Below are 19,804 nucleotides of genomic sequence, written 5' to 3'. Positions count from 1 at the left end.
GCCTACCCGAGCTGCACCCTGAGTTCCTGCGGGCCGCGCAGGATGAGGTTCGCCTTGAACGGGGGCGTAGGGTCGGTGACGGTCAGGTTCGGGAAGCGGCGGGCGAGCGCGGCGTATACTTCCGCGATTTCCAGGCGGGCCAGGGACGCGCCCAGGCAGTAGTGCGCGCCGGCGGCGAAGGCGAGGTGCCGGGCGCTGTTGGGGCGGTCCCAGTCAATACGGTCGGGGTCGGGGAACACGCTGGGGTCGCGGTTGGCGGCGGCCAGCAGGGTCTGCACGTGCATTCCGACCGGGAGGGTCAGGGGCTGGCCGTCCGCGCCGCTGGTGGTCAGGTCGCCGGACAGGCTGCGCCCGTCGAGTTGCACGGGGGACACGACGCGCAGCAGTTCGTCCGCGACGTTCGGGTGGTCCGGGCGGGCGACCAGGGCGGCCCAGGCCTGGGGTTGCCGGGCGAGTTCCAGGAGGCCGCCGGGAATCAGGTTGCTGGTCGTCTCATGCCCGGCGGCCAGCAGCAGCACGGCGTTCGAGAGCAGTTCGTCGCTGCTCAGGCGCCCTCGCCCGTCCTGGGCGGCGGCCATGGCGCTCAGCAGGCCGGGTTGCGGGTGGGCGCGCAGTTCGTCGGCCAGGTCACGGAAGTACGCGCGCATCTCCCTGGCGTCCGCCTCGATGCGGGCCAGCAGCTCCGGGTTGCCTTGCGCGCCGCCCAGCAGGTCCGCGACGCTCTGGGTCCAGCGCATGAATCTTGCCTCGTCATCGCCGCGCAGGCCTAGCATCCGCATGATCACGCGGGCCGGGAGCGGCGCGGCCAGTCCGGCCACGAGGTCCACGTCCCGTTCGGTGGGCAGGGCGTCCAGCAGCTCGGTCAGTACCGTCTGCACCAGTTCGCGCTGCGCCTCGACCACGCGCGGCGTGAAGGCCGCCTGCACCAGCCCCCGCAACCGGGCGTGCGAGGGGCCGTTGTGGAACAGCATCATGGGTTGCAGCAGTCGGGTGGCCTGCGTGTCGCCCGGCACCTGCGAGATGGCGGCGCCCGAACGCGCCAGCGGGGAGCGCAGCACGGCGCTGTTCACCGCGTGCGACGTGACGAACGTCACGTGCCATTCCGGCACGCTCAGCACGCCCGACGGGTTCAGGTCGCGCAGCGCCGCGTACGCCGGGTACGGGTCCGGGATGGTTTGCGGGTGCCACAGAGACTGCACGGATGCCTGCACGGACGCCTGCATGCGCTGCTGTTCGGGCATGAACGGCGTCTGTGCTGCCGTCCCTGCCGCCGTCCCTGCCGTCGTCTGGGCCGCCTGCGCTGGATTGGTCATGCTCCAGCGTGCGCCCCGGTCTACTCGACCGTCAAGCACCCGCGTCGAGTAGACCGGGTGGGGCGCGCTACGCTGCGGGCATGCCGCGAGCCTGGACGCGCCTGGAAGACCCGCACGCCGCCCGGCTGGCCCTGAACCCCGCCTACACCGACCTGCTGCGCCTCCTGATGACCCGCGAGTGGACGGCCGCCCCGCTGGCCGCCGCCGCCGGGCAACCCCTGAACGCCGCGCACCACCGCCTGGGCCGCCTGCAGGGCGCCGGGCTGATCCGCGTCACGCGTCTCGAGGCGCGCCGGGGCCGCCCGCTGCGGCACTACCGGGCCGTCAGTGACGCCCTGCTCATCCCGTACCACCTGACGCCGCTGGGCAGCCTGGAAGACCTGATCTCGCTGCACGAGGACACCTTCAGTGAGCGCTTCCGGCGCGCGGTCGTGCAGGCCGGGGTGCCGCTGATCCGGCGCGAGAACGACATCGCCGTTCGCCTGTACCGCCACGCGGGCAGTGTGGTCATGGACGTCACGCCCACTGCCGAGGAGTTCGACGTGCACGACCTGCTGCGTCCCGAAGCGCCCGCCCTGAGCGTCGAGTGGGGCACCCTGCACCTGAGCCGCGAGGACGCCAAGGCCCTGCAACGCGACCTGCACGACCTGCTGGCCCGCTACGCCGCCCGGGACGGGCCGCACCTGTACCTGTACCGCGTGAACCTCGCGCCCGACACCGGCGAGTAGACCGGGGGGAAAGTCGGGAATGGAGGCGGGAACGCCAGTCTACCGCCCACTCCCGACCTTCCCCACCCGCCCACTTTTTCCTCAGGTTTTCTCAGGCCCGGCGGGTCACGCCGTCGAGCGTCAGCAGTGACCCGTACAGTTCGGGGCGGCGGTCGCGGAAAAAGCCCATGCCAGCGCGGAATTTGCGGGCCTCGGCGATGTTCAGGGTGTGGATCAGGGCGCCTTCCTCGGTTTCGGCCAGTTCCGCGACGATTTCGCCCGTGTAGTCACTGATGAAGGTGTGCCCGTAGTACGTCTGGTTCAGGCCGCCCACGACCTCGGTCCCGATGCGGTTGGCGGCGGCCACGTAGGTGCTGTTGCTCACGGCGTGGCCGACCATGGCGCGCTGCCACATGTGGTGGCTGTTGGGCGTCTGGACCTCGGCCGGTTCACTGCCGATGGCGGTGGGGTACAGCAGGAAATCCGCGCCCTGAAGCATGAGGGCGCGCGCCGTTTCCGGGTACCACTGGTCCCAGCAGATGCCCACGCCCACGCGCCCGAAGCGGGTGGGCCAGACCCTGAAGCCGGTGTCGCCGGGATTGAAGTAGTACTTCTCCTCGTAGCCGGGGCCGTCCGGGATGTGCGTCTTGCGGTAGTTGCCCAGCAGGGTGCCGTCCGCGTCGATGCACACGAGGCTGTTGTAGTGCGCCTGCCCGGCCGCCTCGAAATACGACACGGGCAGCACGACGCCCAGTTCGCGCGCCAGTTCCTGAAAACGCCCGATGAACGGGTGGCCTTCGAGCGGGTGCGCCAGCGCAAAGTACTCCTCGCGTTCCACCTGACAGAAGTACAGATTCTCGAACAGTTCCGGCAGCAAGATCACCTGCGCGCCCTGCGCGGCGGCGCTGCGCACGTGCGCGGCGGCGCGCGTGACGTTGTCTTCGAGTTGATCCGTGACGTGCATCTGCACGACGGCCAGCTTCACGGTGTCGGGGGCTCTCATGCCCCCCACGCTACCGGATGCGGCCCGTCAGGATGGTGCGCCCCGTCCGGTGTGCCCGGGAGGGCCGGTCTGGCTAGCCCCGCGCGCCGTGCGGAACGCGGGCGGCCTTTAGAGTGACCGTATGAAGTACGTTTCCACACGCGGCATGCGGGACCTGGGAGGTTTCTCGGACGTTCTGCTCATGGGACTGGCCCCGGACGGCGGCCTGGCCATGCCCGAGCGCATTCCGACCTTCACGCCCGCGCAGATCGGGGCGTGGCGCGGCCTGAGTTACGCGGACCTGGCCTTCGAGGTCATGCGGCCGTTCATCAGCGACATCCCGGAAGACGACCTGCGCGGTCTGCTGCGCGCCACATACACCCGGGAGGCGTTTCACAGTGAGGCGATCACGCCCCTGACCCCCCTGGGAGAGGCGGGACCGGACGGGGGCGGCCTGTTCCTGCTGGAACTGTCGAACGGCCCCTCGCTGGCGTTCAAGGACATGGCCATGCAGTTCCTGGGGCAGGTGTTCGAGTACGTGCTGGAAGCGCGCGACGAGCGGCTGAACATCCTGGGCGCCACCAGCGGGGATACGGGTTCGGCCGCCGAGTACGCCATGCTCGGCAAGGCCCGCGTGAACGTGTTCATGCTCTCCCCGCACGGCCGCATGAGTGCGTTCCAGCAGGCGCAGATGTTCAGCCTGCACGACGCCAACATCTTCAACATCGCCCTGGAGGGCGTGTTCGACGACTGCCAGGACCTCGTGAAGGCCGTGAACGCCGACGCGGACTTCAAGGCCCGCTACGAGATCGGAGCCGTGAACTCCATCAACTGGGCGCGGGTGCTGGCGCAGGCCGTGTACTACTTCCGCGCGTACCTGAGCCTGAACCTCCCGGAAGGGCAGGAGGCGGACTTCAGCGTGCCGTCCGGGAACTTCGGGAACGTGTTCGCCGGGTACCTGGCCCGCAGCATGGGCCTGCCTGTCGGGCAGCTGATCGTCGCCACCAACGAGAACGACGTGCTGAACGACTTTTTCACGGGCGGCGTGTATCAGGTTCGCCCGGCCGGGCAGGTCGCCATGACCAGCAGCCCCAGCATGGACATCGGCAAGGCCAGCAACTTCGAACGCTACCTGTACCTGATCACGGGCAGCGACGCCCCGCAGACGCACGGCTGGTGGCAGGACGTCGGTGAGGGCCGCCCCGTGGATCTGCGCGGCACGCCCCACTGGAACGCCGTGCAGGTCAGCGGCCTGAAGTCCGGGCGCAGCACCCATACGGACCGCCTGAACACCATCCGCCGCGTGGACCGCGAGCACGGCCGCCTGATCGACCCGCACACCGCCGACGGCGTCCTGATCGGGCAAGCCTACCGGCGGCCCGGCGTGCCCATGATCTGCCTGGAAACTGCGCTCCCCGCCAAGTTCGAGGAAACCGTGCAGGAAGCCGTGGGCCGCCTGCCCGAGCGCCCCGCGCGCTTCGAGGGTATCGAGCACGCCCCCAAGCGCTTCGAGGTCCTGCCGAACGACGTGCAGACCCTCAAGGACTTCATTGCCGAGAGGTTGGCCGGGACGCGGGCCGCCACCTGAACCCGGCCGCGCCGCCCTACACTGTTCCCTGTGGACCGCCGCCGCCCGCTCCTGCTGCTGACCCTGATCGTGGGTCTGGTGCTGTTCGGCACGCTCGGATACCGGGTGCTGGAAGGCTGGAGCTGGCTGGACTGCGTGTTCATGACGGTCATGACCCTGACGACCGTCGGGTACGGCTCACCCGAACCGCTGAGCACCGACGGCAAGGTGTTCAGCACCCTGCTGATGCTCGTCGGGATCGGCCTGATGCTGTACCTGCTGACCCTGCTGGCCGAGACGGTCGTGCGCGGCCTGACGGACCCGCTGGCCGTGCGGCGGCGAAAGGAGCGCAAATTGATTCACCTGCGGGGACATACGGTGGTGTGCGGGTACGGGCAGGTGGGCGAGGCCGTGTGCGTCGCCCTGCGCGCGGCGCGCAAGGACGTGGTCGTGATCGATCACCGATCCGAGCACCTGGAGTGGGCGCAGGGCCAGGGCATTCACACGCTCGTCGGTGACGCCACCGACGAGGACGTACTGCGCCGCGCCGGGGCCGAACGGGCCGAGTCACTGGTCACGGTCATCAACAGCGACCCCAGCAACCTGTACGTGGTGCTGTCCGCCAAGGGCCTGAACCCGGCGCTGCGCGTGATCGCGCGCGCCAGTGACGAGAGGGCCGCGCAGAAGATGCGCCGCGCCGGAGCGGACGAGGTCGTGAACCCCTACCAGCTCAGCGGAAACCGCATCGCCGCCATGATGCTCGCCCCGCGCCTGAGCCGCCTGCTCAGCGGCGACGTGACCAGCGATCACTTCATCATCCGCGAGATCAGCGTGCCCGACACCCTGGTCGGGCAGACGGTCGAAGCCCTGGGCCGCGAGACGGGCGCGCTGATCGTGGCCATCTGGCGGGGCGGGCACCCCATCCGCTGCCGCGCCGGAGACGAGTTACAGGCCGGGGACACCGTGCTGGTGGCAGGCGCAGCCGCCGAGGTAGAGGCCGTCGAGGGACACCGCACCGCCGGGAGCAGGGCCGCTGGGGCCAGTGCCGTAGGAGTGCAGCCCAGCTGATCTTTCCGCTCCGGCGGGGCGGGTGCTAGCGTGCCCGACATGACCGACGCGCACGCCACCCCCGGACAGCCCACCCCGCAGCCTAGCCACGTGTTCATGGATTTCCTGTGCCCTTACGCGTGGCGAGGCGTGGAACTGGCCGCCGCGCTGCGCGCAGAGGGCGAGGCGTTCACGCTGCGGCACTTCTCGCTGGTGCAGGGCAACCACGCTGACAACGCCGGGCAGGCGCAGACCGCGTGGTGGCTGACCGATCAGCCCGCCCACGAGGGCAGCGAGTACCAGCAGGGCGGTCTGGCCGCGTTCCTGGCCGCCCAGGCCGCCGCCCGGCAGGGCGAGGAGGCCGTGTGGGCGTTCTCACTGGCGTTGTTCCGCGCCCGCCACGAACACGGCCAGCCCCTGACCACCGATACCATCCAGGCCGCCGCCGTGCAGGCCGCGCTGGACCCGGAACGCTTCGCCGCCGACCTGAGCGACGACGCGGGCCTGCGCGCCGCGCTGCGCGCTGACCTGCATGAAGCCGCCGATATCGGCGTGTTCGGCACGCCCACCTTCGTCCTCCCGACCGGCGAGGCCGCGTACTACCGCTTCGAGAACCTGACCCGTGACCCCGCGCAGGCCCGCGCGTGGTGGAACCTGTACGTGACCGTCCTGCGCGACGGGGCGGGCGTGGCGACCATCAAACGCGCCCGGAATCGCCCCGCCCGCCGCGCCTGACGCTCACCCTGTGGACGGCGCGGACGCAGCCCCAGCGGCGGCAGCTGGAATGGCTGGGGGTGGGTCAGCCTTCCTGCTGCCAGGGCGTCCCGGTGGGCTGCTGCTGCGTCACGCAGTGGAAGCTGCCGCCCCCCTCGATGATCGCGCGGCTGCTCAGGCCGATCACCTCGCGGCCGGGGAACAGCGGCGTCAGGACCTCCAGGGCGCGGGCGTCGTTTGGGTCGCCGTACTGCGGGACGACCACAAAGCCGTTCCCGATGTAGAAGTTCGCGTAGGTAGGCGGCAGGCGGCCCTCCGCACCCTCCAGGTAGTTCGCAGGGAGCGGCAGTTCCACGATGCGGAAGGGCTGTCCGTCCTGGTCGGTCATGGCGCGCAGGTCCGCGAGGTTGTTCGCCATGACCGCGTGGTTCGGGTCCTCCGGGTCGCGCTCGACGCTGGTGACGATGGTCCGCTCATCAGTAAAGCGCGTGATGGTGTCGATATGCCCGTCCGTATGGTCGTTCTCCAGGCCGCCGTCCAGCCACAGCAGTTTGCGCACGCCCAGCGTGTCGGCCAGCAGCGCCGCGTACCCCTCCTCGGTCAGGCCGGGGTTGCGGGTGTCAGTCAGGAAGCACGAACGGGTGGTCAGGCCCACGCCCAGCCCGTTCACTTCCAGGCCGCCGCCCTCCAGCACGAACGGCTGCGCCCAGCGCTGCGTGCCCAGCTGCGCGGCCACGTACTCGGGCACGCGGTTGTCGTTCTCCCAGTGGAACTTGCCGCCCCAGGAGTTGAACTGCCAGTCCGTCAGGGCCAGGTCGCCGCTCCCCCCGGACTGCGCGCGCCGGACGAAGATCGGGCCGTTATCGCGCACCCACACGTCATCCAGCGGCACGCGGTGATACGTGACGTCCGCGCCTTCCAGGCGGGCTCGGGCGTCGGTCTCGCTCTCCTCGTCGCGGACCAGCAGGTGCAGCGGCTCGAAGCGCGCGACCGTCCGCACCAGCCCGGCGAACTCGGCGCGTACGCCGCTCAGGTGACCGAACCACAGGTCGTCGTCGGCGGGCCAGCTCATCCAGGTGGCGGCATGCTCGGCCCACTCGGCCGGCATGCTGAACCCCAGCTCGCGGGGCGTGGGGTCATGCGGGGCGTCGTGCGGAGTGACGGCAGGGGAGAGGTCGGACATGCCCGACATTAAAACAGACCCGACTGCGCCGATGGTCCGAACCGCACTCCGGTGGAGTGGTCTGCAACAACCCTTCCATCCGGGCGAGCCTGCAGAGCTGCGCCGCAGGGCGAGGAGAAGCAGCGCGGATTCCGCGTTGTTGACGTAGCAGAAGGCAGTCCGCGGCACTGCCCGTTGAACCGAAATATCAACTGTGCATAAAAGGAAAAATCCCCGTCTGGGACGAGGATTTCCTGTGGTGGTGGCCAGGGCCGGACTTGAACCGGCGACCCAACGATTTTCAGTCGTTTGCTCTACCAGCTGAGCTACCTAGCCTTCCTTGGCGGTCCGGACGGGATTTGAACCCGCGACCTTCTGCGTGACAGGCAGATATGCTAACCGCTACACTACCGGACCATGATGGAAGTTACTGGTGCGCCGCTGTAAAAGCAGCGGGGTTAAGGATAGCGGCGGCTCTTACGGTTGTCAACCAGTTGCAGGCGGCGAGGGTCGGTCACAGTGGGGCAGGTCAGAAGCGGGCGGGTTAAGTACCTTGAAGCTCACATGGCGCCATGCCGGGAAAGCACCGGAACCTCTCCATTCCCGCTCCAACGTACTTTCTTGTGCTCCGCGCTCCGCGCAGTTTATCGACAAGATAAACGCAGTGTACTTAGAAGGGGACGGCGCGGACACTGATCAGCGGGTCGGGCTGTTCGGGGTTCAGCATGAGTTCCAGGTACTCGCGGCTGTGCAGGGCGTCAATCATGGCGAGGTGGTGTGTTTCGTCGAGCAGGATGCCGTCCTCGATCTGGGTGTGGCCGTACACGCCGAAGCTCAGGCCGGCCATCTGCACGTACTCGGGTGTTTCGAGGAACCAGCGTTTGGGGCTGCGGTCGGCGTAGAACAGGTCGTCGTAGTGCGTGTGGCCGGGAAGAGGGGAGACGTGCGCGAACTGCACGGTGCCGACCCTGAGTTCGCGGGCGAAGGACTGCATCCAGTGTTTCAGCTGGTCGGGCAGGTGGATGCCGCCGTGATCCGGGTCGAATTCGGCGTGGACGAGGCCGCCGCTGGTGCCGAGCAGGAAGCTGGTGTTCAGTACGGCGTCGTCGTGGTTGCCCAGGATGATGTGAATGGCGTGCGGCGCAGCGCTCTGGTACTCGCGCAGGCGGTCGAGGTGCTTGACCTGTTCGCGCGCCGCGAGGAACAGGTGGTCGGGGTTCTTGGGCTCGAAGCTGGGCAGGCCGGTCAGGCGGCTGTACTCGCGGTCGTTCTTGGGGTGCACCAGGTCGCCGATCAGGACAACCTGGTACAGTCCGGCCTGCACGGGCGGGGTGGGCTGGCCGTTCGTGTCGGCGCAGCTGGCGGCGCGCAGGGCGGCCCAGAGGGTGTCGAAGTCGGCGTGCACATCACCGAAAGCCAGGAACTTCCGCATCGGTTGTCAGTCTACGGGATGCCGGGCTTCCCCCCCGATGGGGGCTGGCGGGCGACTGGCGGAGCCCCGCGTCGCGCGTGGGTCGGGTGCGTGCGGGCGTGCGGAGTCTGGAACTCCGTTTTCAGCCTTTGAGGATGGAGTGCAGTTCCTTGTAGATGGCGCGGCTTTCTTCCAGCGTTTCGCCGTAGCCGCGCATGAGGATGCGGGCGGCCTCACCGCCGCGCCCGGCAACGTTCAGTTGATCGAGGAGGTCTTCGATGTGTCGGCGCGCTTTTTCCATCTGCGGGTCGCGGGGTGGCGTGGGGGGCAGGGGTCGTTCGGGGAGGTCGGCGGGGGCGGGCGTGTCGGTTTCCAGTTCGGTGGTGTTCGCGCCGTCTTCCGGGTCGTACTCGACCCAGACGGGGTCGCTGGTGGGGCGCACGCCGTAGCTGCGGGCCATCTCGGCCAGCGCGGCCAGTTTCGCGTCGTGCAGGGTGTGCGCGGTCGCCAGTCCCTCGCGGGCGGCGCCGTGCACGGTCAGGCGGGCGCGCACGACGGGCGGCGTGACGCTGTCACACGCCCAGGTGAGACTCCAGGCGGGGTCGATCTGATCGAGGTACGGGGCGAGCACATCGAGGTCCGGGGCGAGGGTCACGCGGGCCTGATCGTCCCGGACGGTCAGGGTGGCCCAGGCGGTCATGCTGGCGCGCAGGGCGTCGCGCACGCGGTGAGGTTCAGCCATGCCCTGGAGTGTACCGGGTTGCCCGCGCCGCAACTGTCTTTCATGAACGCACTGGCCTCTTCACGCCCCCGCCTTCCCTAAACGCCCACGCCGCGGGAAGGCGGGGGCGCGTTGAGAGGGGGTTCAGGGATTCAGGGTCTGGGATTCAGGGTCAGGGTGCTGACGCGGCCCCAGTCGGCCTGATCGGTACTCATGGGCAGGTACTCCCCGGCAATCCAGCGGGGTTGCTGGTCGGCGGCGTGCGCGCCCAGCGGGTTGCCGTCCTGGCCCAGGCTGCCTATGAACACGCTGCGGTTGGGGTCGGCAAGGTCCACGACCTGCCGGTAACTGGGGCCGTGCGTCTGCCGGAAGGTGCCGTGTTCGGGCCGGCCGACGTTCACGGTGTTCGTTCCGCCGGGCGTGGGCGCCGAGTGGTTGAACAGCCACGCCAGGGCCCGCACGTTCCCGAAGGCGCGGTGGTGACTGGCGACCGTGTGCAGTCGCCCGTAGGTCCAGGTGTTCATGTCCGGTCCGAGGCGGCCTTGCAGGTCGGTTAGGGCGGTGTCCAGCGTGCGGGTCAGCAGGGCCGCGCAGTCGCCCTGGCCCTTCACGGCGCACAGTTCGCCGCGACCGTCCGCGCCGCGCAGTTGATTCAGGACGGACAGGCTGTTCATGACGGTATCGGTGCCCAGTTCGTCGCGCGCCATCTCCTGCAACTGCATCAGCCACGCCTCGAACAGTGTGGCGGGCACGCTGTCGGTCGTTTCGTTGCCGTCCCAGCCGCGCAGCTTCTCCAGTGCCTGCCGCGCCCGGTCGCTGCCGGGCCGGGTGGACAGCAGCGGCCCCCTCAGGTCCGCCCAGACGAGGCTGGTGGTGTCCAGTTGTACGCGCTGCACGTCCGGCACGGTCAGTTTCGCCTTGGCGCCTAGCAGGTCCGTGATGCGCTGGGCGCGGTACGGTTCGGCCCAGTTGCGGTCGTTGCCCAGCGCGCGCGAGTCGGGGCTGGGCAACACCTGATTGTTGGCCGTGACGATCAGCCCGTCGGCGGGGTTCAGGGTGTGCGGCAACTGCTCGAAGGGAATGAAGCCCTCCCACTCGCGGCTCCCGTCGCCACTGACGGGCAGGCTGCCGTCCCAGCCACGGCGGATGGGCACACGCCCCGGCGCGTAGTACCCGGTGTTGCCGTCCACGTCGGCGTACACGAAGTTCTGGCTGGGCGCCACGTATGAGCGCAGCGCGCCCGTGAACTGCGCCCAGTTCTGCGCGTAATTCAGGCCCAGGAAGGCGTCCATGGTCGTGTCGCCGCCTTGCAGGGCCGTCCACTTCAGCGCCACGCGCGGCCCCACGGCGCCCGCCCCGGCGTCACTGATGATCGGTCCGTGCGCGCTGCTGCGGACTGTGAGGGTCACGTCCGGCTGGCCCTTGACCCGGATGACCTCGCGGCGGCTGGTCAGGGGCGCGCCCTCGGGCTCGATGTACAGGTCCTGCACGTCCGGGTTCACGTTCGTCACGCCCCACGCCACGCGGTCGTTGCGTCCGATCACGATGGCCGGCAGGCCCGGAATGCTGGCCCCGATGGCCCGCAGGCGGTCGCCGCGTACGTCCGCGAGGTACCACAACATCGGCGCGCTCAGGCTCAGGTGCGGGTCGTCCGCCAGGATGGGTTTCCCGGTCGCGGTGCGGCTCCCGGCGATCACCCAGTCGTTGCTGCCCTTGCCCGGCACGGCCTGCATGCCCAGGGCCCGCGCGGCCAGCAGGTGCGAGCGTAGCGCCTGCACGGTCGCCTGCGGCAACCCTCGCTTCTGCGGGACAGCTACCTGTGTCCCGTCCGTTCCTGCACTGACGGCGCCGGCCAGGGACTGTGCACCCCCGGCCAGGGACTGTGCCCCCCCGGTCAACTCGTCGGCGCTCAGGATGGTCGGGCCGTCCGCCGGGTACGGGGCCGTCACCTGATTCAAGCCGTCCTCGCCGAGCGCGCGGACCACCTGCGCGCCCAGCACTTCTTCCTCGTAGTTCCCGCCCAGGTCGAAGGCCATCAGCTTGCTCCAGGAGACGCTGTCCACGTCCTGCCAGGGTTGCGGCGTGTAGCCCAGAATCCGGAATTCCAGCGCAGTCTTCCCCTGCGCCTGTGCGGCGTTCACGCCCGCCGTGTATGCGCCGATCAGTGCGCGGGACTGCGCGGACAGGGCCGGGAGGGCCGCCTCGGCCGCCCGCCCGAACCCCCAGGTGCGCAGAAAGCGGTCCTGTTCCAGCGCCGCCCCGCCCAGCACCTCGGACAGGCGGCCCTGCGCCACGCGCCGCTGGAAGTCCATCTGCCACGCGCGGTCCTGCCAGTGCACGAAGCCCAGCGCGTACACGGCGTCCGTGTCCGTCGCGGCGCGAATGTGCGGCACGCCCCAGGCGTCACGCGTGACCGTGACTGGCCCTGACACGCCGGCGACTGTCACGGCCCCGCTGCGCTGCGCCCCGGAGGTACTTTTCAGCCACGCGAACGCGCCCCCGCCTGCCAGGAGCAGCAGCGCCGCCAGTCCCAGCAGCCCCTGGCCCAGCACCACCCACGGGGAGCGCCTGCGCTTCTTTCCGCTCCGACCTGCCCGGTCTGCCTGCCGCTGCGCCATGTTCAGCCTCCTTGAAGGTGACGGCCAGAGCGCCCGGTGGCGACCCCAGCGTCCTGAGATTGTCGATGCGGGCAGCATAGCCCACGCTCCACGGCAAGGCCCCCCGTCGGGAACTGGAGACGGCAGTCGGTATCCCCCAGGAAACCGCGCCCGCATGAGCGCCCTGCTGCTCCCGCTGGGCGTCCTGGTTGACCTGGGCTACGGCGCGTTCATCACCGGCTGGAACACTGGTCGCCCGCACCCTCCCCGAAGGTCAGCAGGCTGCCGCGTGGGGCGCCGTCATGGCCGTCGAGGCGCTCGGGTACGCCGCCAGGCCCGTGCTGGGCGGCGCGGCGTGGCAACTGGCGGGCGTGACCGACGTGTCCAGCCTCGGCGCGGCCGTGCTTCCTCAGCGCCCCGCTGTACGACCTGGCCCGCCACCGCAGCAGACGCGCCGCAGCGACCGGAGCGCCCTAACACGAACTGCCGTTTGTGCTGACAGATCGGAACACCACCGATCTGTCAGCTCCACGCCCGGAACCCGTGTTTCTCCTCCTCGCATCCGCTCGGACCCAGTGGCCTTGCAAGCCATTCAATCGGAGGCCGTATTACAGCGTGCGCGTGGCCTGCACCCACCAGTGCGGGTACTGCCGGGCCAGGGCGTGCGCGGCGTCGTGCGCGTGGGCGTCGTCGCGGGCCAGGGCGAAACAGGTGCTCCCCGAACCGCTCATCAGGGCCGAGTGCAGCCCGGCGGTCTCCAGGGCGCTCAGGGCCTCACGGATGGGCGCGTGGCGGGCGGCGACCGGGCCTTGCAGGGCGTTCAGGTACGGCGCGGGACGGCCTGCGCTCAGGGCGTCCAGGATGGCCTCGGTATCCAGGGCCGGTGTGAAGGCTTCCTCGGCGTCCAGCCAGGCGTAGGCGTCGCGGGCGGCGACCTCCACGCCGGGGTTCACGAGCACCAGCGGAACGGGCGGCACGGGCAGCGGTTCCAGGATCTCGCCCACGCCGGACGCCACGGCGGCGCTGCCCAGCAGGAAGAACGGCACGTCCGCGCCGAGTTTCAGGGCCAGGGTAGGCAGGTCCACGCGGGCCGGGTACAGCCGCGCCAGGGCCATCAGGGTGGTCGCGGCGTCGCTGCTGCCACCACCCAGCCCGGACGCCAGCGGCAGGCGCTTATGCAGCGTGATGGCGGCGCCGCCGGGGTGACCGGCGGCGTCCAGGTACGCGCGGGCGGCGCGGTACACCAGGTTGCGCCCGTCGGTCGGGAGGTCCGCGCCCTGCACGTTCAGGGTCAACGAGTCGGCCGGGGCGATGTCCAGGTCATCCCCGACGTTCAGCGCAACCATCAGGGAGTGCAGTTCATGGTAGCCGTCGGCGCGCAGGCCCCTCACGCTCAGGCCCAGGTTCACCTTCGCGGGCGCGAAGTACGTGGCGGGCAGCGGGGCGAGGTCAGCGGGACTCATGTCGGCTCTCAGCATTCCATACCCGCGCCGTCCCACACCCGCGCCAGGGCCTGCGCGATCAGCAGGTCGCCGGGCGTGGTGACTTTCAGCAGGCGGGCGTCGCCGGGCACCAGGGCCACGGGCTGCCCGGCGCGGGCGATCAGCCCCGCGTCGTCGGTGGCGGCGTGAGCGTCGGCCAGCGCGGCCTCGTGCGCGGCGATCAGGGCCGCGCGCCGGAAGGCCTGCGGGGTCTGTACGGCCCACAGGCCCTCGCGGGGGGTCAGGGCGCCCCAGCCGCCCGCCTCGCTGGACCGTACCAGCGTGTCGGCCACGGGGAGCGCGGCGGTGGCCGCCCCGACCTCCTGCACGGCGGCCAGCAGGTCGCGGATCACGCGCGCGGGCAGGAAGGGCCGCGCGGCGTCGTGAATCACGACCACGTCGGCGTCCGTGGCGCGCAGCAGTGCCAGCACGCTCGCCTGCCGCGTGTCGCCGCCCACCACGGCGCGGCCCGGCACGTCGCCCGGCAGGTGTAAACCGGCTGGCAGGGCAATCAGGACCTCGTGCACGTGCGGCGCGAGCGCAGCGGCCGAGCGGCCCAGCAGCGTGCGCCCCTCGACCGGCACGAACGCCTTGGGGCCCAGGCCCAGGCGCGTGCCGGACCCGGCGGCCGGGATCAGCGCCGCGACCCTCACGTACCCCCCCTCATGCCCCGTCCTCACGCCAGCGCCGGAAGCCCGGCACGTCCAGCCCGAACTGATCGAGGACCCGCGCCGTCACGAAGTGCAGCAGTTCCTCCACGCTGCGCGGCGCGTGGTAGAAGCCCGCGCTGGCCGTCATGACGGTCGCGCCCGCGTCGTGCGCGGCCAGCATGTTCAGCAGCGCCGGGCGCGGCAGCGGGTCCTCGCGCAGCACCAGCACCAGCGGGCGGCGCTCCTTGAGGGTCACGTGCGCCGCGCGCGCGAGCAGGTTGTCCGCGAAGCCGTGCGCGACTTTCGCCAGCGTGCCCGCGCTGCACGGCACGATCAGCATGCCGTCCGTGCGGAACGACCCGCTCGCCACGCCCGCCGCGAGATCCCGGTCGTCATGCACGTGCCGGGCCAGCGCCGTCAGGTCCGGCAGTTGCGGCCCGCTGCCCTCGGCCGTCATGACCCGCTTGGCACCGCTGGACACGATCAGGTGCGAGTCCACGTTCAGGTCATGCAGGGCGCGCAGCACCGCGTGCGCGTACGGAATGCCGCTTCCACCGGAAACACCGACCACCAGCTTCATGCGCGCACCCTAGCAGGGCCGCCGCCGGGCGCGCTGTACGCCCGCACCCGGCGACCACGCCCGGAATGAAGCTTCAGGGAGTGGGGCGCGGCTCGGCGTCCGGGTTGTCGCGCCGCAGCAGCCGCGCGTGCCGCACCTCGGCCGTCACGAAGGTCACGGTATTCAGCACGTACGTCAGGATCAGGGCGCTCAGCAGCGCCGTCTGCGAGCCCGCCTGCTCCAGGAGCGGCAGGTTCGGGAAGAACACCAGCCCCGTCACGTGGGCCAGCGCCGCGATCACGCCGCCCCACGCCAGCAGCAGCACCCCGCCCCAGGGGCTGTCCATCACGCCCGCACCGGGAAGCGCCAGGGCCAGCAGCCGGAAGCCGGGCGGGCGCGAGCGGCGCAGCGGCGTGACCGGGCGCGGCAGCAGCAGCGCCAGCGCCAGCAGCGCCGTCAGGGCCGCCGACGCCAGCAGCGCTACCGACACCCCCGTGCCCACCGCCGGGTTGCGCAGCAGGCCCGCCGGGTCACTCAGGGCCGCGCGCAGCGTGACGCTCAGGTCGCCCGTCACGGCCCGCGTCACGCTGCGCTGGTCCGGGTAGCACAGGCGCGGCTCGCCCGGACGGTTGGTCCGCTGAAACTCCAGGGACGCCAACCCCGGATTCAGGCCCAGGTTGAACGCCGCGGCACTCAGGTCCGGGTTGTCCGACAGCGCCGCGCGGTACAGGTTGCGCGCCTGCGGTTCGTCGCTGCGCACCTGCGCGATCACGCCCAGGTTATTGCGGGCGCAGGCGTCCGGCAGCGCCCGCGTGTACAGCGTGCGCGCCAGGCTGTTGTCGCCGTCCAGCTGCGCGGCCAGCCCGCTCAGCAGCGCGGCGTCCGGGCCGGGGCGCAGCGTCAGGTTCGCCAGTTGCGCGTTCCACCAGCCGCCCCCGTACGTGCCGCTGGACAGCGCCGGGGACTGGAGCTGCACGCTGACCTGATTGGCCCACTGCACGCCGCCCACGGCGCCCACCAGCGCCGCGCCCAGCAGGGTCAGCAGCAGCCGCTCGCCGGGCGACGCGTACGCCACGAACACCCGCCGCGCCCGCGACAGCGGGTGGCGCACCCACGAGCGGTAGCGGCCGCCCAGCGCGCGGGTATCCTCCCGCTGGGCGGGCCACGATCGGGCCGCCACGGTAAGCAGGGCTGCCAGGAGCGTCAGGAGCAGCGCCGCCGCGGTCAGGCGCGCCGCGCCGCGCACGCTGTTCAGGCCCTCGGGACCCAGGTTGTACAGCGTGCCGCTGCGCAGGGACCGCGTGAACTGCCGCCACTCCTCGGCCTCACCCTCGCGGCCCTGCTGATCCAGAATCTGCGCGTAGCGGGCGTACAGCGCCGGGCCGCCCTGAAAGCGGGGGTGCAGCTCGCGCAGGTAGGACATCCAGGTGACCGCGCGGGCCAGCCGGTTCTGTTCCAGCAGCGTGCCCACGTACCCACTGGGATTCCCGAACGCGCCGAGTGCCGACCGGGAGATCGGGATGTCCGGGTCCACGCCGCGCGCCGCTGCGTCCCGCCGCGCCCGGTCCAGTGCCAGGTCCGCTGCCGACGGGAAACCCGCGCCGTCCAGCCGGGCCGCCAGTTGCACCCACGCCGGGAACGGCACGCTGACATTCAGCGCGCGCCGCACGGCACTCAGGGCCGCGTAGGGGTCACCCGGACTGGCCTGCGCCTGCCGCAACGCCAGGAACGGATTGAGCGGGTCCTGCGCGGCCGCCGCCTGCACGTCGGCCGGGGGAACGCTGTCGGCGGCGCGCGCCAGCCAGCCGGTCACGGTCGCGTCGGGCGGGAACACCACGCGCTCGAGCACACTCAGGGTGCCGGTCTCGCCGGACAGCGTGAAGCGTTCGTTCACGCCGCTCAGTTGGGTCGTCACGCGCACCACCCCCCCCGAGGCGTCCAGCGAGGTGACCAGTCCCGGCAGGTCCGCGCGGCCCAGCGGCGCGCCCGTGGCGCTGCTGTACGCGAACACCACCGGCCCCACGCCCAGGTACACGGTCTCCCCGACTTCCAGCGGCCCGGACAGGCCGCCCAGCGCGTCCGGGTACGAGCGGGACCACAGCAGCTGCGCGCCGTTCTCGGAGCGCAGCGTGCGGTCCTCCAGCACGGCCGTTGCCTGCGCCGTCCCGGTCAGCCCGGCGGCCAGCAGGCCCGCCAGCAGCGCGCTCCGCAGGCCGCGCCGCACCCCGCCGCTCCGCACGGTCACGCGGACCCTGCCGCTCCGCACGGTCACGCGGACCCCGCCGGGCGCAGCAGCAGGTGAACGCTGCGCGCCGCCATGGCCGCCCCGCCTGCGAGCAGTTCCGGCACTCCCCCGTAGCGCGCGGCCACCAGCAGTCCCACCGGTACGGCCACCGCTGCCGCGAACGGCACGGCGTTCAGGCCCACGCGCCGCTGCCCCCACGCCCGGTACGCCGGAATGACCAGCGCGGCCGTACCCAGCATGGCCAGCAGCGTCAGCGGCGCCAGGACCGCCAGCGCCCCCAGCAGCGGCGCGATGCCCGCCCCACCCCGGAACTGGAAGAACACCGGGTAGCAGTGGCCCAGCACCACGCCCAGCACGGCCAGCCAGCCCAGGTCCGCAGCCCCGCCGGGGTCCGGAGCCCAGTGCTGCGCGATCAGGGCCGCCAGCACGCCCTTCAGGATGTCACCGCCCGTCACCAGCGCCGCCGCCGCCGCGCCGTACTGCCGGTACGTGCCGCTCCCGCCGGGCAGGTCACGCCCGCGGATGTCCGCGCCGCGAGCGCGGGAGTACAGCACGCCCGACACCAGCGAACCCAGCAGGTAGGAGGACAGCAGGATCAGGGCGGGCATACGCGCGGCATTCTACGGCGCGCCGCCCCGCACCGGCACCGGTACGGCTGCTTAACCGGCAGACCGGTGCCGGGTTCTACACTCGGCGGATGACCGATCCCGCCCGCCCGCCCGGCCCTGATCTAATCGGCCCTGATCTGACCGCCCGTGGCCTGACCGGGTCTGGCCTGACCCGAACCGAGTTGCGCCGCTACTCCCGGCAACTGCTCGTGCCCGAGTGGCTGGACGCCGGGGCGCAGGAACGCGTGCGCGCGGCCTCGGTGCTGGTCGTCGGGGCGGGCGGGCTGGGCGGCCCGGTCTGCCTGGCGCTGGCCGGGGCGGGCGTGGGCCGCCTGATCGTCGCGGACGACGACACGGTGGACCTCAGTAACCTGCACCGGCAGACGCAGTTCACGCTGGGCGACGTGGGGCGCGCCAAGGCGGCCGTCACGGCGGCGCGCGCGCAGGCTATCAACCCCTTCGTGGCGGTGCAGGCCGCGCCCCGCCTGAACGCTGCCAACGTGCAGGCGCTGCTGGCGCAGGCGGACCTGATCATCGACGCCACCGACAACTTCGGGACGCGCTACCTGATCGCGGATACCTGCGCCGCGCTGGGCCGCGAGTGGGTGTGGGGCGCGGCCAGCGGCACCAGCGGCATGGTCAGCGTGTTCGGCCCGCACCTGGGCTTGCGGCAGCTGTTCCCGGAGCCGGGCGACGACCTGTCCTGCGACGAGGCGGGCGTGATCGGCCCGGTCCCGGCCGTGGTGGGGAACCTGATGGCTCTGGAAGCCCTGAAGGTGCTGGGCGGGGTAGGTGAGCCGCTGCGCGGCCGATTGTGGACCTTCGACGCCCTGAGTGCCCGCACCCGCACCCTGAACCTGCGGCCTCCCACCGGTCCGGCCGGGGGGGAGATGGGCGGCTGATCCGGGCGCCCCTGCTACCCTGACTGCATGACTGACGCTGCTGTCCGCGCGAAACTCGCGGCCCTGGTTCCGGCCCTGCGGCATTTTCACGCCGCGCTGCTGGACTTCACGAAACGTGATTACGAGTTCCTGAACGGCCCGGTAGGGGGGCCGTTCGAGCTGTACTCGCTGGTGATGAACCACCCGCAGTTCCAGTGGCTGCGGCCCCTGTCGGGCCTGATGGCCACGCTTGACGAGGTGCTGGACGCCAAGGACACGACCCTGACGGAACGGAACGTGACCGACATCCGTCAGGCGCTGGGGCTGCTGTTCGCCGAGACCGACACGCGCTTCGCGGAGTTCCGGGCCGGGTACGCCCGCGCCCGCACGGACCTGCGTGTCCGCGAGACCGAGGCGAAGTGGCGCGAGATCCTGCACAGCCTGGAAGCCTGAGGACCGGCCCGTGAAACTGGTGGTGGGCCTGGGTAATCCGGGCGTCGGGTACGCGCAGACGCGGCACAACGTGGGCTGGCTGGTCGTCGAGGAGGTCGCGCGCCGCGCCGGGGTCACGTGGCGTAAAGAAGGCAAGGACGCCGAGGTGGCCGAGGTGCGCCTGGGGCCGGGGGCGGGCGAGAAGGTGCTGCTGATCAAACCGCTGACGTTCATGAACGCCTCGGGCAAGGCCGTCGCGCCGCTGATGTCGTTCTACAAGCTGGACGGCGCGGACCTGCTGGTCGTGCAGGACGACCTGGACAGTCCATTCGGGTTGCTGAAGCTCCGCATGGGCGGGCGTCACGGCGGTCAGAACGGCCTGCGGGACATCATCCGGCTGCTGGGGCACGAAGCGTTCGCGCGCCTGAAGATCGGCATCTCGCGTCCCCCGGTGGGCTGGGCGGTGCCGGACTGGGTGCTGAGCCGCTGGCGGGACGAGGAGAAGAACGACCTGAGTGAACTGGTGCGGCTGGGCGCGAACGCTGTCGGGGTCTGGGCGGCGTCCGGGCTGGCGGAGGCGCAGGGGCAGTTCAACGGCACCGACCTACGCCCGCCGCCCCCACCCCCGCCCCCTGCATCCGCGCACCCTGCATCCGATCAACCGGCGGGACATGCGGGCAGCCCCGCAGAGAGCCCGGAAGAAGGGTAGGGAAGGCCGCCGCGCCCG

General features: G+C 71.2%; 18 protein-coding genes and 2 tRNA genes. 7 read left to right on the top strand and 13 right to left on the bottom strand.

Annotated elements, in window-relative coordinates; genetic code table 11:
* Positions 1-2 precede the first annotated feature (2 nt).
* Positions 3-1,313 (bottom strand): cytochrome P450, encoded by a 1,311-nt coding sequence (locus QZ271_RS03535; RefSeq protein WP_291429026.1) that lies wholly within the window; start codon positions 1,311-1,313, stop codon positions 3-5.
* A gap of 80 nt (positions 1,314-1,393) precedes the next feature.
* Between QZ271_RS03535 and QZ271_RS03530 the strand changes: the two genes are divergently transcribed.
* On the top strand, positions 1,394-2,041 hold the full coding sequence (locus QZ271_RS03530) for a helix-turn-helix domain-containing protein (RefSeq protein WP_291429025.1): 648 nt from the start codon (positions 1,394-1,396) through the stop codon (positions 2,039-2,041).
* A gap of 91 nt (positions 2,042-2,132) precedes the next feature.
* Here the strand turns inward: QZ271_RS03530 and aguB are convergent, their stop codons facing one another.
* The gene (aguB, locus tag QZ271_RS03525) at positions 2,133-3,023 is read right to left on the bottom strand and encodes an N-carbamoylputrescine amidase (protein ID WP_291429023.1); all 891 of its coding nucleotides are present in this window, start codon (positions 3,021-3,023) and stop codon (positions 2,133-2,135) included.
* A gap of 121 nt (positions 3,024-3,144) precedes the next feature.
* Here aguB and thrC point away from each other — a divergent pair, with 121 nt between their 5' ends.
* From thrC to QZ271_RS03510, 3 genes are read left to right on the top strand one after another with little or no spacing between them, the layout of a single operon-like run.
* A complete protein-coding gene (gene thrC / locus QZ271_RS03520) occupies positions 3,145-4,590 on the top strand; it encodes a threonine synthase (RefSeq protein WP_291429021.1) in 1,446 nt (481 codons plus the stop codon).
* 30 nt (positions 4,591-4,620) lie between these two features.
* Entirely contained in the window at positions 4,621-5,637 is a 1,017-nt protein-coding gene (locus QZ271_RS03515) for a TrkA family potassium uptake protein (RefSeq protein ID WP_291429019.1), read from the top strand.
* Positions 5,638-5,676: 39 nt separating this feature from the next.
* Positions 5,677-6,351 (top strand): DsbA family protein, encoded by a 675-nt coding sequence (locus QZ271_RS03510; RefSeq protein ID WP_291429017.1) that lies wholly within the window; start codon positions 5,677-5,679, stop codon positions 6,349-6,351.
* A 64-nt stretch (positions 6,352-6,415) separates the two neighbouring features.
* On the opposite strand, the gene QZ271_RS03505 is transcribed toward QZ271_RS03510, so the two are convergent.
* The 11 genes from QZ271_RS03505 to QZ271_RS03455 all read right to left on the bottom strand — a co-directional run bounded on the left by QZ271_RS03505 (position 6,416) and on the right by QZ271_RS03455 (position 17,764).
* Positions 6,416-7,513, bottom strand: coding sequence for an agmatine deiminase family protein (locus QZ271_RS03505; protein ID WP_291429015.1), 1,098 nt, complete (start codon positions 7,511-7,513; stop codon positions 6,416-6,418).
* A 239-nt stretch (positions 7,514-7,752) separates the two neighbouring features.
* Positions 7,753-7,828 (bottom strand) — tRNA-Phe (locus tag QZ271_RS03500).
* 5 nt (positions 7,829-7,833) lie between these two features.
* Positions 7,834-7,909 (bottom strand) — tRNA-Asp (locus tag QZ271_RS03495).
* 253 nt (positions 7,910-8,162) lie between these two features.
* Complete coding sequence (locus QZ271_RS03490; protein ID WP_291429013.1) at positions 8,163-8,924, bottom strand: metallophosphoesterase; 762 nt, start codon at positions 8,922-8,924, stop codon at positions 8,163-8,165.
* Between the two features lie 121 nt (positions 8,925-9,045).
* On the bottom strand, positions 9,046-9,645 hold the full coding sequence (locus QZ271_RS03485; RefSeq protein ID WP_291429011.1) for a single-stranded DNA-binding protein: 600 nt from the start codon (positions 9,643-9,645) through the stop codon (positions 9,046-9,048).
* A gap of 131 nt (positions 9,646-9,776) precedes the next feature.
* Positions 9,777-12,242 carry a penicillin acylase family protein gene (locus QZ271_RS03480; protein WP_291429008.1) on the bottom strand — a complete coding sequence of 822 codons (2,466 nt, stop codon included), beginning with the start codon at positions 12,240-12,242 and terminating at the stop codon, positions 9,777-9,779.
* Positions 12,243-12,829: 587 nt separating this feature from the next.
* A complete protein-coding gene (locus tag QZ271_RS03475; protein ID WP_291429006.1) occupies positions 12,830-13,684 on the bottom strand; it encodes a 4-(cytidine 5'-diphospho)-2-C-methyl-D-erythritol kinase in 855 nt (284 codons plus the stop codon).
* Positions 13,685-13,692: 8 nt separating this feature from the next.
* Positions 13,693-14,355, bottom strand: coding sequence for a 2-C-methyl-D-erythritol 4-phosphate cytidylyltransferase (gene ispD / locus QZ271_RS03470; RefSeq protein WP_291429004.1), 663 nt, complete (start codon positions 14,353-14,355; stop codon positions 13,693-13,695).
* 10 nt (positions 14,356-14,365) lie between these two features.
* Positions 14,366-14,932, bottom strand: a complete 567-nt coding sequence (locus QZ271_RS03465) for a UbiX family flavin prenyltransferase (protein ID WP_291429002.1) — start codon at positions 14,930-14,932, stop codon at positions 14,366-14,368.
* Positions 14,933-15,005: 73 nt separating this feature from the next.
* Positions 15,006-17,183, bottom strand: coding sequence for a hypothetical protein (locus QZ271_RS03460; RefSeq protein ID WP_291429001.1), 2,178 nt, complete (start codon positions 17,181-17,183; stop codon positions 15,006-15,008).
* Entirely contained in the window at positions 17,180-17,764 is a 585-nt protein-coding gene (locus tag QZ271_RS03455) for a glycerol-3-phosphate acyltransferase (protein WP_291428999.1), read from the bottom strand. Before QZ271_RS03455 ends, QZ271_RS03460 begins: the two co-directional genes overlap by 4 nt.
* Before the next feature lie 152 nt (positions 17,765-17,916).
* On the opposite strand from QZ271_RS03455, the gene QZ271_RS03450 reads away from it, so the two are divergent.
* From QZ271_RS03450 to pth, 3 genes are read left to right on the top strand one after another with little or no spacing between them, the layout of a single operon-like run.
* Entirely contained in the window at positions 17,917-18,666 is a 750-nt protein-coding gene (locus QZ271_RS03450; RefSeq protein WP_291429052.1) for a HesA/MoeB/ThiF family protein, read from the top strand.
* Positions 18,667-18,693: 27 nt separating this feature from the next.
* Positions 18,694-19,098 carry a hypothetical protein gene (locus QZ271_RS03445; protein WP_291428996.1) on the top strand — a complete coding sequence of 135 codons (405 nt, stop codon included), beginning with the start codon at positions 18,694-18,696 and terminating at the stop codon, positions 19,096-19,098.
* 10 nt (positions 19,099-19,108) lie between these two features.
* Complete coding sequence (pth, locus tag QZ271_RS03440; RefSeq protein WP_291428994.1) at positions 19,109-19,786, top strand: aminoacyl-tRNA hydrolase; 678 nt, start codon at positions 19,109-19,111, stop codon at positions 19,784-19,786.
* The last annotated feature ends 18 nt before the right edge of the window (positions 19,787-19,804 follow it).

The sequence above is a fragment of the Deinococcus sp. genome (genome assembly GCF_018260555.1).
Taxonomy (GTDB): Bacteria; Deinococcota; Deinococci; order Deinococcales; family Deinococcaceae; genus Deinococcus.
The sequence above is the reverse complement of the archived record's forward strand: the minus strand, read 5'-3'. Positions and strand labels throughout refer to the sequence as shown.

Bases quoted from the DNA above. Each gene is read 5' to 3' on its own strand.
- QZ271_RS03535 (WP_291429026.1), bottom strand. From the start codon at position 1,313: ATGACCAATCCAGCGCAGGCGGCCCAGACGACGGCAGGGACGGCGGCA.
- QZ271_RS03530 (WP_291429025.1), top strand. From the start codon at position 1,394: ATGCCGCGAGCCTGGACGCGCCTGGAAGACCCGCACGCCGCCCGGCTG.
- aguB (WP_291429023.1), bottom strand. From the start codon at position 3,023: ATGAGAGCCCCCGACACCGTGAAGCTGGCCGTCGTGCAGATGCACGTC.
- thrC (WP_291429021.1), top strand. From the start codon at position 3,145: ATGAAGTACGTTTCCACACGCGGCATGCGGGACCTGGGAGGTTTCTCG.
- QZ271_RS03510 (WP_291429017.1), top strand. From the start codon at position 5,677: ATGACCGACGCGCACGCCACCCCCGGACAGCCCACCCCGCAGCCTAGC.
- QZ271_RS03505 (WP_291429015.1), bottom strand. From the start codon at position 7,513: ATGTCCGACCTCTCCCCTGCCGTCACTCCGCACGACGCCCCGCATGAC.
- QZ271_RS03490 (WP_291429013.1), bottom strand. From the start codon at position 8,924: ATGCGGAAGTTCCTGGCTTTCGGTGATGTGCACGCCGACTTCGACACC.
- QZ271_RS03485 (WP_291429011.1), bottom strand. From the start codon at position 9,645: ATGGCTGAACCTCACCGCGTGCGCGACGCCCTGCGCGCCAGCATGACC.
- QZ271_RS03480 (WP_291429008.1), bottom strand. From the start codon at position 12,242: ATGGCGCAGCGGCAGGCAGACCGGGCAGGTCGGAGCGGAAAGAAGCGC.
- QZ271_RS03475 (WP_291429006.1), bottom strand. From the start codon at position 13,684: ATGAGTCCCGCTGACCTCGCCCCGCTGCCCGCCACGTACTTCGCGCCC.
- QZ271_RS03465 (WP_291429002.1), bottom strand. From the start codon at position 14,932: ATGAAGCTGGTGGTCGGTGTTTCCGGTGGAAGCGGCATTCCGTACGCG.
- QZ271_RS03455 (WP_291428999.1), bottom strand. From the start codon at position 17,764: ATGCCCGCCCTGATCCTGCTGTCCTCCTACCTGCTGGGTTCGCTGGTG.
- QZ271_RS03445 (WP_291428996.1), top strand. From the start codon at position 18,694: ATGACTGACGCTGCTGTCCGCGCGAAACTCGCGGCCCTGGTTCCGGCC.